This is a genomic window from Streptomyces sp. NPDC096079, from assembly GCF_040303145.1.
Lineage (GTDB): Bacteria > Actinomycetota > Actinomycetes > Streptomycetales > Streptomycetaceae > Streptomyces.
Genome location: NZ_JBEOST010000029.1, coordinates 1 through 15,438, shown reverse-complemented (window position 1 = coordinate 15,438; position 15,438 = coordinate 1). Strand labels below are relative to the sequence as shown.

The 15,438-nt window shown below is 73.7% G+C and carries 7 protein-coding genes; 6 read left to right on the top strand and 1 reads right to left on the bottom strand.

Going from position 1 to position 15,438, the window contains the following annotated elements; translation table 11 throughout:
• Nucleotides 1-113 precede the first annotated feature (113 nt).
• From ABTY59_RS34240 to ABTY59_RS34215, 6 genes are all read left to right on the top strand, one after another.
• A complete protein-coding gene (locus ABTY59_RS34240; protein ID WP_352023026.1) occupies nt 114-8,282 on the top strand; it encodes a SpvB/TcaC N-terminal domain-containing protein in 8,169 nt (2,722 codons plus the stop codon).
• On the top strand, nt 8,279-8,725 hold the full coding sequence (locus ABTY59_RS34235) for an immunity 26/phosphotriesterase HocA family protein (protein ID WP_352023025.1): 447 nt from the start codon (nt 8,279-8,281) through the stop codon (nt 8,723-8,725). Before ABTY59_RS34240 ends, ABTY59_RS34235 begins: the two co-directional genes overlap by 4 nt.
• A 135-nt stretch (nt 8,726-8,860) precedes the next feature.
• Nucleotides 8,861-9,547: a class I SAM-dependent methyltransferase gene (locus tag ABTY59_RS34230; RefSeq protein WP_352023024.1), complete on the top strand. Its 687-nt coding sequence runs from the start codon at nt 8,861-8,863 to the stop codon at nt 9,545-9,547.
• 84 nt (nt 9,548-9,631) lie between these two features.
• On the top strand, nt 9,632-10,888 hold the full coding sequence (locus ABTY59_RS34225) for an ABC transporter substrate-binding protein (RefSeq protein WP_352023023.1): 1,257 nt from the start codon (nt 9,632-9,634) through the stop codon (nt 10,886-10,888).
• A 12-nt stretch (nt 10,889-10,900) separates the two neighbouring features.
• The gene (locus ABTY59_RS34220) at nt 10,901-13,618 is read left to right on the top strand and encodes an ABC transporter permease subunit (protein WP_352023022.1); all 2,718 of its coding nucleotides are present in this window, start codon (nt 10,901-10,903) and stop codon (nt 13,616-13,618) included.
• On the top strand, nt 13,615-14,346 hold the full coding sequence (locus tag ABTY59_RS34215) for an ABC transporter ATP-binding protein (protein WP_352023021.1): 732 nt from the start codon (nt 13,615-13,617) through the stop codon (nt 14,344-14,346). The genes ABTY59_RS34220 and ABTY59_RS34215 overlap by 4 nt, the downstream gene beginning before the upstream one ends.
• Before the next feature lie 28 nt (nt 14,347-14,374).
• Here the strand turns inward: ABTY59_RS34215 and ABTY59_RS34210 are convergent, their stop codons facing one another.
• Entirely contained in the window at nt 14,375-15,268 is an 894-nt protein-coding gene (locus tag ABTY59_RS34210; RefSeq protein ID WP_352023020.1) for an AraC family transcriptional regulator, read from the bottom strand.
• Nucleotides 15,269-15,438: the final 170 nt, after the last annotated feature.

The following is a 15,438-nucleotide window of genomic DNA, read 5'->3' as shown; positions in this document are numbered from 1 at the left end:
GCGCACCGCACCGTCCGCGCGAGCCGGCGGACGACCGAAGGGCCGGACCGGTCCGGCCGCACGAGCAGGAGTGACGTGAACAGGCGGCTTCGACGCGGAGGTGACCGGGCGTGGTGACGGGCGAACGAGAAGGAGCCGGTTCCGGCGCGCGGCGGTTCGTCGTCGCCGCGCCGCAGGTGACGCTCCCGAAGGGCGGGGGAGCGGTCCGGGGCATCGGCGAGACGTTCACCGCCCATCCCGCGACCGGCACGGGATCCGTCTCGGTGCCCGTCGCCACGAGCCCGGGCCGCGGGGGATCCGGCCCGGACCTCACCCTGACGTACGACTCCGGAGCGGGCAACGGCCCCTTCGGCTTCGGCTGGAGCCTGTCGGTCCCGTCGGTGACGCGGAAGACGGACAAGGGGCTGCCGCGCTACCTGGACGCCGTCGACTCCGACGTCTTCGTGCTGTCGGGCGAGGAGGACCTCGTCCCGGTGTACCGGCAGGACGAGGCCGGCGACTGGGTCGCCGCCCACCCCGGGCACACGCGGGACCCCGAGGGCCACTGGGTCCGCGATCCCGCCGGTGGCCTCGTCGTCCACGAGGACGAGATCGCCGGCCACCGGGTCCGCCGCTACCGGCCGCGCGTCGAGGGCGCCTTCGCCCGGATCGAGCGCTGGACGGCCGTCGCCACGCCCGGAGGAGCGCCCGGCGCGCCGCGCGTCGGCGAGGTGCACTGGCGCTCGGTGTCCAAGGACAACGTCCTCACCGTGTACGGGCTCGACCCGGAGCACCGCATCGCGGACCCGCGCGACCCGGGCCGGGTCTTCAGCTGGCTGATCTCCGAGACCCGCGACGACAAGGGCGGCGTCGTCCTCTACCGCTACAGGGCCGAGGACGGCACCGGCGTCGACGTCGACAGGCCCCAGGAGCGCAACCGGGGGCCACGGGACGACGTCCGCAGGACCGCCCAGCGCTATCTGAAGCGCATCCTCTACGGCAACCGGAGGACCGCCCTGGACGAGGCCGGCGCACGACCCCACTTCCTCGACGCGGGGGTCGTGGCCGGCGGCTGGATGTTCGAGGCCGTCCTCGACTACGGCGATCACCATCCGGACGCCCCCCGGCCCGGGGACGACGAGGCGGTCGACGCCTCTGGTGCCCTCCGCCACCCGTGGCCGCTCCGGCCGGACGCCTTCTCCTCGTACCGCTCGGGCTTCGAGGTGCGGACCGGCCGGCTCTGCCGCCGCGTGCTGATGTTCCACCACTTCCCCGGCACGGAGCCGGACGGAGTCGGCGTCGACTGCCTCGTGCGGTCGACCGGATTCGACCACGGGGACGCGGCCGACCCGGCGGCGGCCGACGGGCCCGTGTACACGTTCCTGCGCGCCGTCACGCAGCACGGCCACCGCCGCGAGGGCACCGGGTACCTCCGCAGGAGCATGCCGCCGGTGGAGTTCACGTACACGGAGCCCACCGTGCGGGACACGGTCGAGACGGTCGACCCCCGGTCCGTGGAGAACCTCCCGGTAGGCCTGGACGGGACGACGTACCGCTGGACCGATCTGCACGGCGAGGGCGTCCCGGGCGTGCTCGTCGAGCAGTCGGGCGCCTGGTTCTACACACGCAACATCAGCCCCCTGCCGGACCCGGACCGGAAGGGCGGCGCGGCCCCCCGCGTCCGGTTCGCGCCCGTCGAGCACGTCGGCAGCATGCCCGCGCTCCCGCCCGGCGGCGGAGCCGAGTTCGTGGACCTCGCCGGCGACGGACTCGTGGACGTCGTCGTCTCGAACGGGTCCGCTCCCGGGCTGTACGAGCACGACGGCGCCGAGGGCTGGCAGCCGTTCCGGCCGTTCGCCTCGCTCCCCAGCATGCCGCTGAACGCCCCGGACGCCCGGATCGCCGACCTGGACGGAGACGGACGCGCCGACGTCCTGGTCACCGAGGACAGCTCCCTCGTCTGGTACCGCTCGCTCGGGGAGGAGGGGTTCGAGGACGCCGGGCGGATCGCGTTCGCCGCCGACGAGGAACAGGGCCCGCGTGCGGTGTTCTCCGACGGCACGCACGCCCTCCACCTCGCCGACCTCTCCGGCGACGGCCTCCCCGACCTCGTCCGTGTCGGCAACGGCGAGGTCTGCTACTGGCCCAACCTCGGCCACGGGCGCTTCGGCGCGAAGGTGACGATGGAGAACGCGCCGTGGTTCGACCACCCGGAGACGTTCGACCAGCAGCGCGTCCGGCTGGCGGACATCGACGGCTCCGGCACCACCGACCTCCTCTACCTCCACCGCGACGGCGTGCGGCTCTACTTCAACCAGTCCGGAAACGGCTGGAGCGGTCCCCGGGCACTGCCGGCGTTCCCGTCGGCCGACCGTGCCACCGACGTCACCACGGCAGACCTCCTGGGCGACGGCACGACCTGCCTCGTCTGGTCCTCACCGCTCGCCCAGGACGCCGGCCGGCCCCTGCGGTACGTCAACCTCATGGGAGGCGCCAAACCCCATCTGCTGGTGGGCCTCACGAACAACCTCGGCGCGGAGACCCGGCTGACCTACGCGCCGTCGACGAGGTTCTCCCTCCAGGACGCGTACGAGGGCCGGCCGTGGATCGCCCGGCTCGCCTTCCCCGTCCACGTCGTCGAACGCGTGGAGACGTACGACCACGTGAGCCGCAACCGGTTCACCACGCGCTACCGCTACCACCACGGCCGGTACGACGGCGTCGAACGCGAGTTCTGCGGCTTCGGCATGGTCGAGCAGTGGGACACCGAGGAACTCGAAGCCGTCACGGGCCCGACGACGGGAGACGGCGGGAGCGACACCGCCCCCGCCTCCTCCGTACCCCCGGCGCACATCAAGTCGTGGTTCCACACCGGCGACCGCCTGGACCGCGAGCGCGTCTCGCGGCACCACGAGGGCGAGTACCACCGCGAACCGGGACTCACCCCGGCCGCCGCCCGTGACCTGCTCCTCGACGACACCCCGCTGCCCACGGGCCTGAACGAAGAGGAGGAACGGCAGGCGTGCCGCGCCCTCAAGGGCACCCTGCTGCGGCGTGAGGTCTACGCCGACGACGCCGGTCCCGAGCCGACCCCGGAAGAGCGGACCCGCGCCGACACCCCGTACACGGTCACCGAGCAGAACTTCACCGTCCGCCGCCTCCAGGCGTGCGGTACGCACGAGTTCGCCGTGTTCGACGTCCAGCCGCGCGAGACGCTCACCCACCACTACGAGCGGAACGCCGCCGACCCGCGCACCCGGCACACGCTGGTCCTCGAAGTCGATCCGTACGGCACCGTCCTCAAGGAAGCCGCGATCGGCTACGGCCGCCGCGCCCAGCTGGTCACGGCGGACCCGGACGGCGGCGTCCGCGCCGTTCCGAACCCCGCCCTCGACGCCCTCCATCCGGCCGACCGGGACCGGCAGACCACGTCCCTCGTCACCTACACCGAGCACCGCGTCACCCACGGGATCGACACCTCCACCGCGTGGCGCCACCCCGCGACGTGCGAGACGCGGACCTTCGAGCTCACCGGATACGACGCCACGGGGCCCCGCGGCCGCTTCCTCGCGGAGGACTTCGTCGAGCCCGACCCCGACACCACCGGACGGCTGCGCCACCGCTACGCGCGGGAGGTTGCCTACGAGGAACCACCCGCCCCCGGAGCCTGCCGCCGGCCGATCGGGCAGAACCGCACCCACTACCGGAGCGACGACCTCGCGCGGCTCCTCCCGCTGGGCGGTCTCGAGCCCCGCGCCACCACCGGCGAGACCTACACGCTCGCCCTCACCCCGGGCCTCCTCGCGTCCGTCCTCCGCCGGCCGCGCCCCGACGGTTCCCCCGAGGAGCTGCTGCCGGACCCGGCGAGCGTCCTCGCGGGGCCGGGGGCCGACCGCGGCGGCTATCTGTCCGGCAGGACCCTCAAGGCGGACGGGCGGTTCCCGGCCACGGACGCCGACGACCACTGGTGGCTGCCGTCCGGCCGCTCCTACTTCTCCACCGCCCCCGACGACCCCCCGGCTGCCGAGCTGGAGCGGGCCCTGCGGCACCACTTCGTCGTCCGGCGCCACCGCGACCCCTTCGGCCAGGACACCACCGTCGACGTCGACGTCGACGACCTGCTGACCGTCGAGGTGCGCGACCCGCTCGGCAACACGACGACGGTGGAGGCCAACGACTACCGGGTGCTCCAGCCGCGCCTCGTCGCCGACGCCAACGGCAACCGCACCGAGGTGGCCTTCGACGCCCTCGGCATGGTCACCGGCACCGCCCTCATGGGCAAGGCCGCGCCCGCGCCCGCCGAGGGCGACACCCTGGACGGATTCCCGCAGGACCCGGACTCGGGAGCGGTCGACCTGCTCGCCGCGGCGGCCGACCCGGACGCGGCGGCCGCCGCACTGCTCGCGGGTGCCACCAGCCGCGTCGTGTACGACCTCGACCGGTTCCGCCGGCTGCGCCGCCCCGCCGTGGTGGTGACGCTGACCCGCGAGACGCACCACCACGACCCCCTCCCGCCGCACGGACTCAGGATCCGGACCACCTACGGACACTCGGACGGCTTCGGCCGCGAGATCCAGCGCAAGACACGGGCCGAGCCCGGTCCGCTGACCGACGGCGGGCCGGCCGTCACACCGCGCTGGGCGTGCGGCGGCTGGGTCGTCCACAACAACAAGGGCAAGCCGGTCCGCCAGTACGAGCCCTTCTTCAGCGCCACGCCCGAGTTCGAGTTCGGCGTGACGGTCGGCGTCAGCCCCGTCCTCTTCCACGACCCCGTCGGGCGCGTCGTCGCCACCCTCCACCCCCACGACACCTACGAGAAGGTCCTGTTCGGGCCCTGGGAACAGACCACGTTCGACGGCAACGACACCTGTGCGCCCCGCGGCGGGCAGACCGGCGACCCGCGCACCGACCCCGATGTGCGCGGCCTCCTGGCACATCACCTCGCCGCCCGGACGACCCCGTTCGACACGTGGCACGCCCAGCGGATCGGCGGTGCCCTCGGCCCGCACGAGCAGTCCGCCGCCGCCCGCGCCGCCGCCCACGCCGACACGCCCACCACCGCCCATCTCGACCCGCTGGGGCGGCCGTTCCTCACCGTCGAACGCAACCGGGTCGTCTGCCCGGGCCACGACCTCGACGGCACCGAGGACACCGTCGCCACCCGCACCGAGCTCGACATCGAGGGCAACCAGCGCCTGGCGCGCGACGCCGTGACCCAGGCGGGCGACCCGCTCGGGCGGATCGTCGTCCGGTACGCCCACGACCTGCTCGGCAACCGGATCCACCAGCACAGCATGGAGGCCGGGGCCCGCTGGACCCTGCCGGACGCCCTCGGCAACCCGATCCGCGCCTGGGACAGCCGGGGCCACACCGTCGCCACCACGTACGACGCGCTGCGCCGTCGCGTCACCACGACCGTCCGCGGAACCGTCGCCGACGGGGACGCCGCCTCCGACCCGCGCACCCTCGACCGCGAGGTGCGGATCGAGCGGATCGAGTACGGCGAACCCGCCGCCGGCGCGTCACCCGCCGACGAGGCCCGCGCGCGGCGGCTCAATCTGCGCACCCGCGCCCTGCGGCACTTCGACGGCGCGGGAGTCGTCGTCCACGCGCGGCTCGACGCGGCCGGCACCCCCCTGGAGGCCTACGACTTCAAGGGCAACGCCCTCCACCGCACCCGCACCCTGACCGCCGACCACCGGGCCCTGCCCGACTGGGCGGCGGACCCGCGCCTGGCGGACGAGACCTTCGAGGACAGCAGCCGCTACGACGCGCTGAACCGCACCGTCCAGGCCACGCTGCCGCACAGCGACCGCGTCCCGGGCCGGCTCCACGTCGTCCAGCCCGTCTTCAACGAGGCGGGCCTGCTCGACGGCGTCGACGTCTGGCTGGAGCGGGCCGGCCGGCCCGCCGGACTCCTCGACCCGGGCAGCGAGCCGCCCTCCCCGGTCGGCATCACGGACATCGACTACGACGCCCACGGCAGGCGCACCCGCGTCGCCCACAAGAACGGCGCCACCACCCGCTACCGTCACGATCCGCTGACCTTCCGGCTGGTCCACCTCGTCACGGGACGCGGCCCGTCGTTCCCCGAGGACTGCGACCACCCGGACGCCCCCCGGCCACCCGCCGGCTCCTGCGGCCTGCAGAACCTGCACTACACGTACGACCCGTCGGGGAACCTCACCCACATCCACGACGACGCCCAGCAGACCGTCTTCTTCCGCAACCAGCGCGTCGAACCGAGCAACGACTACGTCCACGACGCCCTCTACCGGCTCGTCCAGGCCACCGGCCGCGAGCACCTGGGCCAGCAGGCCGACGGAACTCGGAGGGCCCCGACCGCCCCCGACGCCTCCGACGCCTTCCACACCCGGCTCGACCACCCCAACACCCAGCAGACGATGGGGACGTACGTCGAGCGCCACGTCCACGACCTGGTCGGCAACATCCTGCGGGTGCAGCACCGCGGCAGCGACCCCGCCCACGCCGGCTGGACACGCGGCTACACGTACGCCGAGCCCAGCCTCCTGGAGGACGGCACGGGAGGAACCCTCGCCAAGACCGGCAACCGGCTCAGCTCCACGACCCTCGACCCCGGCGGCACCACCCCGCCGCTCGTCGAGCCGTACACCCACGACCGGCACGGCAGCATGACCCGCATGCCGCACCTGGGCGGCGGCGCCCCGGGCCCCAGCCTCCACTGGGACCACGCGGACCGGCTGCGCCGCGCGGACCTGGGCGGCGGCGGCACCGTCCACTGCGTGTACGACGCCGACGGCCGGCGGGTGCGCAAGGTGTGGGAGAAGGCGCCGGGCCTGATCGAGGAGCGCATCTACCTCGGGGACGTCGAGCTGTTCCGGCGACACCGCGGCCCGATCGGCTCCGACACCGCCGTGTTCGAACGGGAGACGGTGCACACCACGGCCGACGCGGGAGGGGGATCCGGCTCCGGCGAGGAACGCTTCGCCCTCACGGAGCTGCGCACCCGCGACACCGAGGGCTCCGACCCGGCACCGCCCCGGCTGATCCGCTACCAGGCAGGGAACCACCTCGGCTCCTCCAGCCTCGAACTCGACGAGCGGGCGCAGATCATCTCGTACGAGGAGTACGCGCCGTACGGCAGCACGACGTACCAGGCGGTCCGCAGCCGCACCGAGACGCCCAAGCGGTACCGCTACACGGGCGTGGAGCGGGACGAGGAGACCGGACTCGCCCTGCACGGTGCCCGCTTCTACGCCTGCTGGCTCGGCAGATGGACCGCCGCCGATCCGTCCGGACTCGTCGACGGACCGAACCTGTACCGGTACGCGCGGGGCAACCCGGTCACCCTCACCGACCGGGACGGACACGAACCGGCCGAAGCCCTCGCCGTGACCCTCCGGCAGGGGGCCTCGGCGCTGGAGCGGGCGGCCGTGCGATGGGGGGGAGCCGCCCTCCTGAAGGGCGGAGCCGGTGCGACCGCCGCGCCTGCTGCCGCCGCGCCCGCTGCGGCCCCGGCCGCGGCACCGGCGGCCGCGGCACCGGCCGCCGCGCCCGCGCCCCTGGCCGCCGGCGGGGCGCTCGTGGCAGGGCAGGCGGTCGCGGCCCTGGCGATGGCCCTGGAGGTACGGCAGTACATCCAACGCGCGGGTTCCATCGTCCAGAACGGCAACCCCTTCGGGGTGCCGACCATGCGGGGGGCGTTCCCCGTCCTCACCCAGGTCCAGCAACTGGTGCACGCCCCCTTCCCCATCCCGGAACCGTCCGCGAATCGGAAGACGCCGGAGGTGAGGCGGGGGCGCGTGTACGTGACGTACACCAAGACGAACACCAACGGACGCGTCTACGCGGGCCGTACGAGCATGGTCATCGACCTCAACCAGTCCTGGCGTGAACAGGCGATCGACGCCATGAAGGCCCGGGACACCAGGCACCACGTGGACGAGCGCGCCGAACCGGACGGAGCGGGCTTCGGTCCGGCCGAGCTGGACAGCTTCGCCGTCGGTTTCGCCGTCAACTACGCTGAGCGGTACCGGGACTTCGGCTACCTCGCCATCAGGGGCAGGGAGCAGCAGCTCATCGACGACAACGGCGGCAGGCGGGCTGCCGAACTGGGCATCAAGGACTTTCGCGGGGGCGCGTGGTCGGACACGGATCCGGGGCCGCGGCTGACGGAGAACGACTCGCGCGGTGTCAAGAGGGACAGCCTCATGGGAGAGATGTTCCACCTGGCGTCGGACCTGGAGTTCGGCCCACTCGCACCGTTCACGGGAACCCCGTTCAAGCAGCTGGTGCGCGACGCCGTGCGGGGGCAGCGGTGAGCGGGCCGGGGACGTACCTGCGGATCCCGCTGGCCGACGGCTCGTGGGGGTACGGCAGGGTGCTCACCACCACGTACACGGCGTTCTACGACTACCGGACCGCCGGGCCGTCCGCCGATCTCGACGACCTCGACACCAGGCCGCTGCTGTTCGCGCAGGCGGTCCGTCTCCCGGACGGCGACCGGTGGGAACCGATCGGGAGCCGCCCCCTCGCGGGGGCGGCCGCCCGCCCGGTGGTCCTGTTCACACAGGACCGCGCCGACTTCAGGAAGTGCGTGATCTTCGACTCGGAAGGGGCGGAGCGACGGGCCACCCCCGAGGAGTGCGTCGGTCTCGAACGTGCGGCGGTGTGGGACGCCCACCACATCGAGCGCCGCCTCCTGGACACGTTCCTGGGCCTGCCGAACCAGGACGAGCTGGCCGCGAGGGTGCGCCTGTCCTAGGGGCGGTCCGGAAGGCCCCTGGGTCCGGTCGCACGGGTTGCGGCATCACCGGGCGAGGGCGTCCGCGGCACGCCGATCCCGGTCCCGCCCGTGGTACGAAAACCCCGTACGCACCCGCGACGGAAGGGACTCGCAATGGACCACGACGGTACGGAGAAGCGCTCGATGACGGCGGCGGAACTGTTCGACGGCCTCGGCGTCGAGTACGAACGCGCCTTCGTCCGGCTGCCCGCGCAGCGGGAGGCGATCGAGTGGCTGACCGCGCGCCTGGGCGCCGGGGCCAGGGTCCTCGACGTGGGCAGCGGGACCGGACGCCCGGTCGCCGACCTCCTGGCGCGCGCCGGCTGCGAGGTGACCGGCATCGACGTGTCCGGCGAGATGGTCGCCCTCGCGAGCGCGCAGGTGCCCGGGGCCCGCTTCGAGCAGTGCGACGTGCGGGCCTTCGACGCTCCCGAGGGCCACTTCGACGCCGTGTGCGCGTTCTTCCCGCTGATGATGATGAGCCGGGCGGAGGCGGCGGCGAGCCTCGGGCGCATGGCGGGCTGGCTGGCGCCGGGCGGATTCCTGGTGACGGCGACGGTCCCGGCGGACGTGGAGGACGTCGAGATCGTCTGGATGGAACGCACGGTCAGGGTCTCCAGCTTCTCGGTCGAGGAGTACCTGCGCCTCCAGCGGGAGGAGTGCGGCCTCGACGTGCTCCACCACGCGGTGTCGTCCTTCGCCCCGGACGACGAGCGTGCGGCCCCCGAGGAGCACCTCTTCACCTACGCCCGTCGCCCGTCCCTCCCGGAGGGCGGATCGCAGACATCCCCAACCTCCTGATGCATCGTCAATTGACGCTGCATCAGTTATTGACGGTTCATCGGTCCGGTCACAGAATGCGGTCACCCGACGGAGGGATCGCCCGTGCCTCGACCGTTGCGCGTCATCGCCGCCTCGTTCGCCCTGCTCCTCGTCACCGCCTGTAACTCCGCCTCCACCGGCGGAAGCGGCGGAAGCAGCTCTTCCTCCGTACGCGGAGTCACCGCCGACTCGATCAAGGTCGGCGGGATCGTCTCCATGACGACCGCCAGCGGCTACTCCAAGAAGGACACCGACCTCGGCGCCCGCGCCCGCTACGACCGGGCCAACGCCGAGGGCGGGGTCAACGGCCGGAAGATCGAGTACCTGGGCGCCGAGGACGACGGCCAGGACCCCGCGAGGAACCTGGCGGCGGCCCGCAAACTCGTCCAGCAGGACAAGGTCTTCGCCGTCGCGCCCATGAGCTCCGTCACCTTCGCGGGGGCGGACTTCCTCGACGCGCAGAAGGTCCCGACGGTCGGCTGGGGCACCCTCCCCTCCTTCTGCGGACCTGAGCACCTCTACGGCTTCAACGGCTGCCTCGTCCCGACGCCCGGCGGCACGCTCAACCAGACCTGGCCCGAAGGCCTCGCGACCGTCCTCGGCGGCGCGCGCGGCAAGTCGGTCGCGCTGATCGCCGGCGACAACGACGCCGGCAAGTTCGGCATCCGTACCTTCACCCAGGGCTTCAAGGCGGCCGGCTTCCGGGTCGCGTACGCCAAGGCCGTGGTCCCGGCCACCTCGATGCCCAGCGACTGGTCGGCCTACACCAAGGAGATCCTCCGCTCGGGCCCCGGCGGCGCCGCACCCGACGCCGTCGTCTCCGTCATGCAGACGCCGTACAACATCGGCCTGTTCACCGCACTCAAGAGGTCCGGCTACAAGGGCCTCCTCTCCGACCCGACGGACTACGACCCCGGGCTGCTCGCGAAGGCCGCGACGCGGCAGGCGCTCGACGGGGTGCACGTGCTGCTGCAGTTCCAGCCCTTCGAGGCGGACAGCCCCGCGATGCGCCGGTTCAAGGCCGACATCAGGAAGGCCGCGGGCGGCCAGGACGTCCCCCTGAACATGCACATGATGACCGGCTACATGAGCGCCGACCTCTTCCTCGCCCTCGCGGCGAAGGCCGGCAAGGACCTGACCGTCGAGTCCTTCCAGAAGGCCGCCGACGGCTTCTCCGACACCGGAACGCTCGTCGGCGACCGCGCCGAGCCCAAGGGCAGGAAGGAGAGCTTCGGCTGCGGCGCGCTCGTCCGCCTGAAGGACGGACGGTACGAGGTGGCCGTGCCGTTCCGGTGCTACCCCCCGATCCCCTTCGGCTGAGGGGCGCGTCACGTGGGTGACCTGCTGGGCTTCGTCCTGAGCGGGCTGGTCTCGGGCGCGCTGTACGCGCTGCTCGCGACCGGCCTCGTCCTGGCCTACTCCGCCTCCGGGCTCTTCAACTTCGCGCACGGCGCCACCGCCTACCTGTCCGCGCTGGCCTTCCACGAGCTCCACTCCGGCTTCGGCTGGCCGGCCGTTCCCACCGCCCTGCTCCTGGTGTTCGTGGTGGCGCCCGGCCTCGGCTGGGGCCTGGACCGGCTGATGTTCAGGAAGCTGGCCGGCGTCGGCGAGACCGCGCAGATCGTGGCCACGATCGGCCTCCTCGTCGCGCTGCCCGCGGCGGGACTGTGGGCGGTCGAGCTGCTCGGGCGGGCGGGCGCCCCGGTCAGGCCCGCCGAGAACCAGTTCGGCCTCCCGGGCGTCGGGCCGAGCCCCGCCGTGTCCTGGCAGCCGGTCGACGGCGTGGGCGTCGACTCCGACCAGCTGATCACCTGGATCGCGACGGCCCTCGCCGCGGCCGCCCTGTGGGTCCTGATGCGCCGCACCAGGCTCGGCCTGCGGCTGCGGGCGGCCGTCGACAACCGGGCGCTGACCGAGCTGCGGGGCATCAGCGCGGACCGGTTGTCCTCCCTCGCGTGGATGCTGTCGTCCGGCCTCGCGGGCCTCGCCGGCGTCCTCGCCACCCCGCTGCTCGGGCTCTCCGCGCACGACTACACCCTGTTCCTGTTCGTCTCGGCCACGGCGGCCGTCTTCGGGCGCTTCACCTCGGTGCCGCTCGCCTTCGCGGGCGGTCTCGGCCTCGGGGTGCTGCAGAACCTCGTGGCGGGGTACGCCTCGTTCGCCGAGGACATCACCGGTTTCCGCACGGCCGTGCCGTTCCTCATCCTCTTCGCCGGTCTCGTCGTCCTCGGCCGGCGCCGGCGCCGTGCGGCGGGCACGGCAGCCGCGGACCCACCACCCGTCGAGTACCTCGCCGGAAGGGGCCGGACCCGCCGCTGGGGCGCCTGGGTGGTGGCGGGCGCGCTCCTCGGCACGGCGTTCTACACCGTCACCACGCCCTTCTGGAGCGGGATCCTGGCCCAAGGGCTCGCGATCGGCCTCGTGTTCATGTCGTTCACCGTCGTCACCGGACTCGGGGCGATGGTGTCGCTGGCCCAGGCGACGTTCGTGACCGGTGCGGCCCTCGTCGCGGGGCTGCTGATGAGCCACGGCTGGCCCTTCGTCGTCGCCGCCGCCGTCGGCACGGCCGCGGCGGCCCTGCTCGGCGCCGTGGTCGCGCTGCCCGCGCTGCGGCTCGGCGGCAGGACACTGGCCCTGGCCACCCTGGCGCTCGCCTTCCTCGCCGACCAGGTGCTCTTCCAGCTCGGATGGCTGCGCAACGGCGACACCGGGTGGGAGATCCCGAGGCCGGCCGCCGGACCGGTGGACCTGAGCGACGACCGGGCGATGGGACTCGCCCTCGTGCTGCTCAGCGCGGCGCTCGTCGCCCTCCTCACCCGGCTGCGCGGCTCGCGCTGGGGCCGGGCCATGCTCGCGGTCCGCTCGGCCCCGGAGGCCGCGGCCGCGTCGGGGGTGTCGGTGGTACGGACGAAGCTCCTGCTGTTCACCGTGTCGGCGGGCCTCGCGGGCTTCGGCGGCGTGCTCTACGCCTCGTACAGCACCAGGATCACGGCCACGGACTTCACGGCGATGACGGGCCTGGTGTGGCTCGCGGTCGTGGTCGCCGCGGGGGTGCGCAGGCCGCAGTTCGCGGTGGTGGCGGGGCTCGTCTTCGCGGTGGTCCCACACCTCGTCACCACGTACGTGACGGAGTCCGCGCATCTCCCGGTGATCCTCTTCGGCCTGGCGGGTCTGGCCCTCGCGAACGACCCGGACGGCTACTGCGCCGCGCTCCCGTCGAGGCTCGCGGCCCGTCGGGCGCGGCCGGTGCGGGTGCCGGAGCCGCGCCCGGGGGACGGGCCGTCGTCCGCGCCGCCGCGCGCGGCGACCGCCGTCAGCGAGGCGGCGCCGGGCAGCGGCCCCGACGAGGCGCCCGGAGCGCTCGAACTGCGCGGGGTGCACGCCGGATACGGCGGTGCGCCCGTGCTGCGCGGCGTGGACCTCGCCGTCGCCGGGGGAGAGGTGCTGGTGCTGCTCGGGCCCAACGGAGCCGGGAAGTCCACCCTCTGCCGGGTCGCCGCGGGGCAGGTGCGGCCGACCGCCGGTCTCGTGCGCGTCCGGGGTGGGGACGCCACAGGCGACACGGCCGTCGCCCGGGCACGCCGTGGGGTGCGGCTGGCCCCCGAGGGGCGGGGGATCTTCGCCGGACTCTCGATCGAGGAGAACCTGGCGCTGCACCTGACGCGAGCCGAGGACCGCGACGCCGTGTACGGGCGGTTCCCCGCGCTCGCCGCCCGCCGCACGGTCGCCGCGGGCTCCCTGTCGGGCGGCGAGCAGCAGCTCCTCGCCCTCGCGCCGCTCCTCCAGCGCCCGCCGGCCCTGCTCGTCGCCGACGAACCGTCCCTCGGCCTCGCGCCGCGCGTCGTGGAGGAGGTCTTCCGGCTCCTGACCGAACTCCGCGACCACGGCACCGCGCTCGTCCTCGTCGAGGAGAAGGCGGCCGAGGTGCTCGGGATCGCCGACACCGTCGCGTACCTCGCACAGGGCGAGATCGCCTGGTCCGGACCCCGCTCCGAGGTGGACAGGGACCGGCTCGCCGAGACCTACCTGGGGACGGGAGCCCGCCGATGAACCACGCACTGCTCCGCGCGAGCGGGATCGGCGTCCGCTTCGGCGGCGTCCACGCCCTGCGTGACGTGTCCGTCTCCGTCGGCCCCGGTGAGATCTGCGGCCTCATCGGGCCGAACGGCGCGGGCAAGACGACCCTCTTCGACGTGCTGTCGGGGATGCGGCGCCCCGACGCGGGAGCGATCGCGTACGACGGCACGGACATCACGCGCAGGTCCCCGATGTGGCGGGCCCGGCACGGCATCCGCCGGACCTTCCAACGCCAGCAGCTCTTCGGCCAGTTGACCGTCGCGGACAATCTCGTCGTGGCCCAGGACTGGCGGGGCGGAGCGCGGCGCGCGGCGCGGCTCCGCCGGGAGCGGGCCGCCGCCGTGCTCCGGGAGTGCGGGCTCGACCCGCTCGCGGCCTCGTACGCGGGCGGCCTGCCCGTCGGTCAGGCCCGCATGGTCGAGCTGGCCCGTGCGCTCGCCGATCCGCCCCGGGTCCTGCTCCTGGACGAGCCCGCGTCCGGGACGACCGCCGAGGAACGCCGCACGCTCGCCGCCGTCGTGCGGCACATGGCCGACGAGGAGGGCTGCGCGGTGCTGCTCGTCGAACACGACGTGGCCTTCGTGATGGAGCTGTGCTCACGCGTCGTGGTGCTCGACCTCGGCCGGGTGCTCGCCGAGGGGACGGCGGGCGAGGTCCGGGCGGACCCGGCGGTACGGGAGGCGTACCTCGGCACTCCCTGAGTCACCCCCGCACCCCCGGGCCCGGCGTTCACGCCCCGGCGCCCCCGCCGACCCGTTCGACGGGGATCCACAGCTGCGAGTCGGTGTCCGAGCCGATCTCCACGGGCTGTGTCCGCAGCAGCTCGGGACCGGGCCGGCTCACGTACGGGTTCGAGGGGAACCACTGCGTGAACACGTCCCGCCAGAGCTCCTGGAGGGCCGTCGGGTAGGGGCCGTGGTTGTCGAAGACCGCCCAGGTCCCGCCCGGCACGTCGAGCGCGTCGAGTTCCTCCGCGCCGGCCTCGGTACCGGTGACCACACCGATCCAGTAGTCGACCTCGGCGCCCTCCTCCCGGCTGTCGGTGAGGTGGACCACCGCGGACAGGACCCCGTTCGGCTCCCCGTCGGCCAGCTCCTTCATCCGTACGATCGCCCGCGTGTCCAGGTTCTCCACGTGCTTCGCGGCGGCCGCGTTGACCCCCTCGTGCACGAGCGGGACCCGCGCCTTCCTGCCGACGACCCGAAACGCTTCCTTCTCCACGATCCGGTACCGCATGGTCGTGCTCCCTTCGACGACGACACGGAAGGACATGCGCGGCTGCGCCGTGAGCACCGCACCCGTGCGCCGGGCCTCGCCCGGCCCGATGCCGTGCACCGACCGGAACGCCCGCGCGAACGCCTCGCCCGAGCCGTACCCGTAGCGCACGGCCACGTCGAGCAGCGTCCGCTCCCCGCCCAGCACCTCGGCCCCGGCGAGCGTCATGCGCCGGCGCCGTACGTACACGGAGAGCGGCATACCGGCGAGCGCCGAGAACAGGCGCCGGAAGTGGTACTCCGACGTCATCGCGATCCGGGCGACCTCGGCGACGTCGATCTCACCGCCGGCCTCGGCGTCGAGGCGGCGCTCGATGTGGTCGAGCGCCTGGTTGAGCTGCTCCAGCACGGGTGCGTGTCCTTCCTTCTGATGTCCTCACCGTAGGAACCGCCACCCTGCCAGGACCCGACGATCCCTGCCCGGAACGATCGGGTGGCCGCCCGGCCGGCGACGGCTGGACCCAGATCCCGTCCTGGGAGTGGCACCGGGCGAACGTGGACGGCAAGCGCTCGGCGACG

What these genes read in the sequence shown, in the direction of transcription:
- ABTY59_RS34230 (WP_352023024.1), top strand. Translation starts at nt 8,861, where the DNA reads ATGGACCACGACGGTACGGAGAAGCGCTCGATGACGGCGGCGGAACTG.
- ABTY59_RS34215 (WP_352023021.1), top strand. Translation starts at nt 13,615, where the DNA reads ATGAACCACGCACTGCTCCGCGCGAGCGGGATCGGCGTCCGCTTCGGC.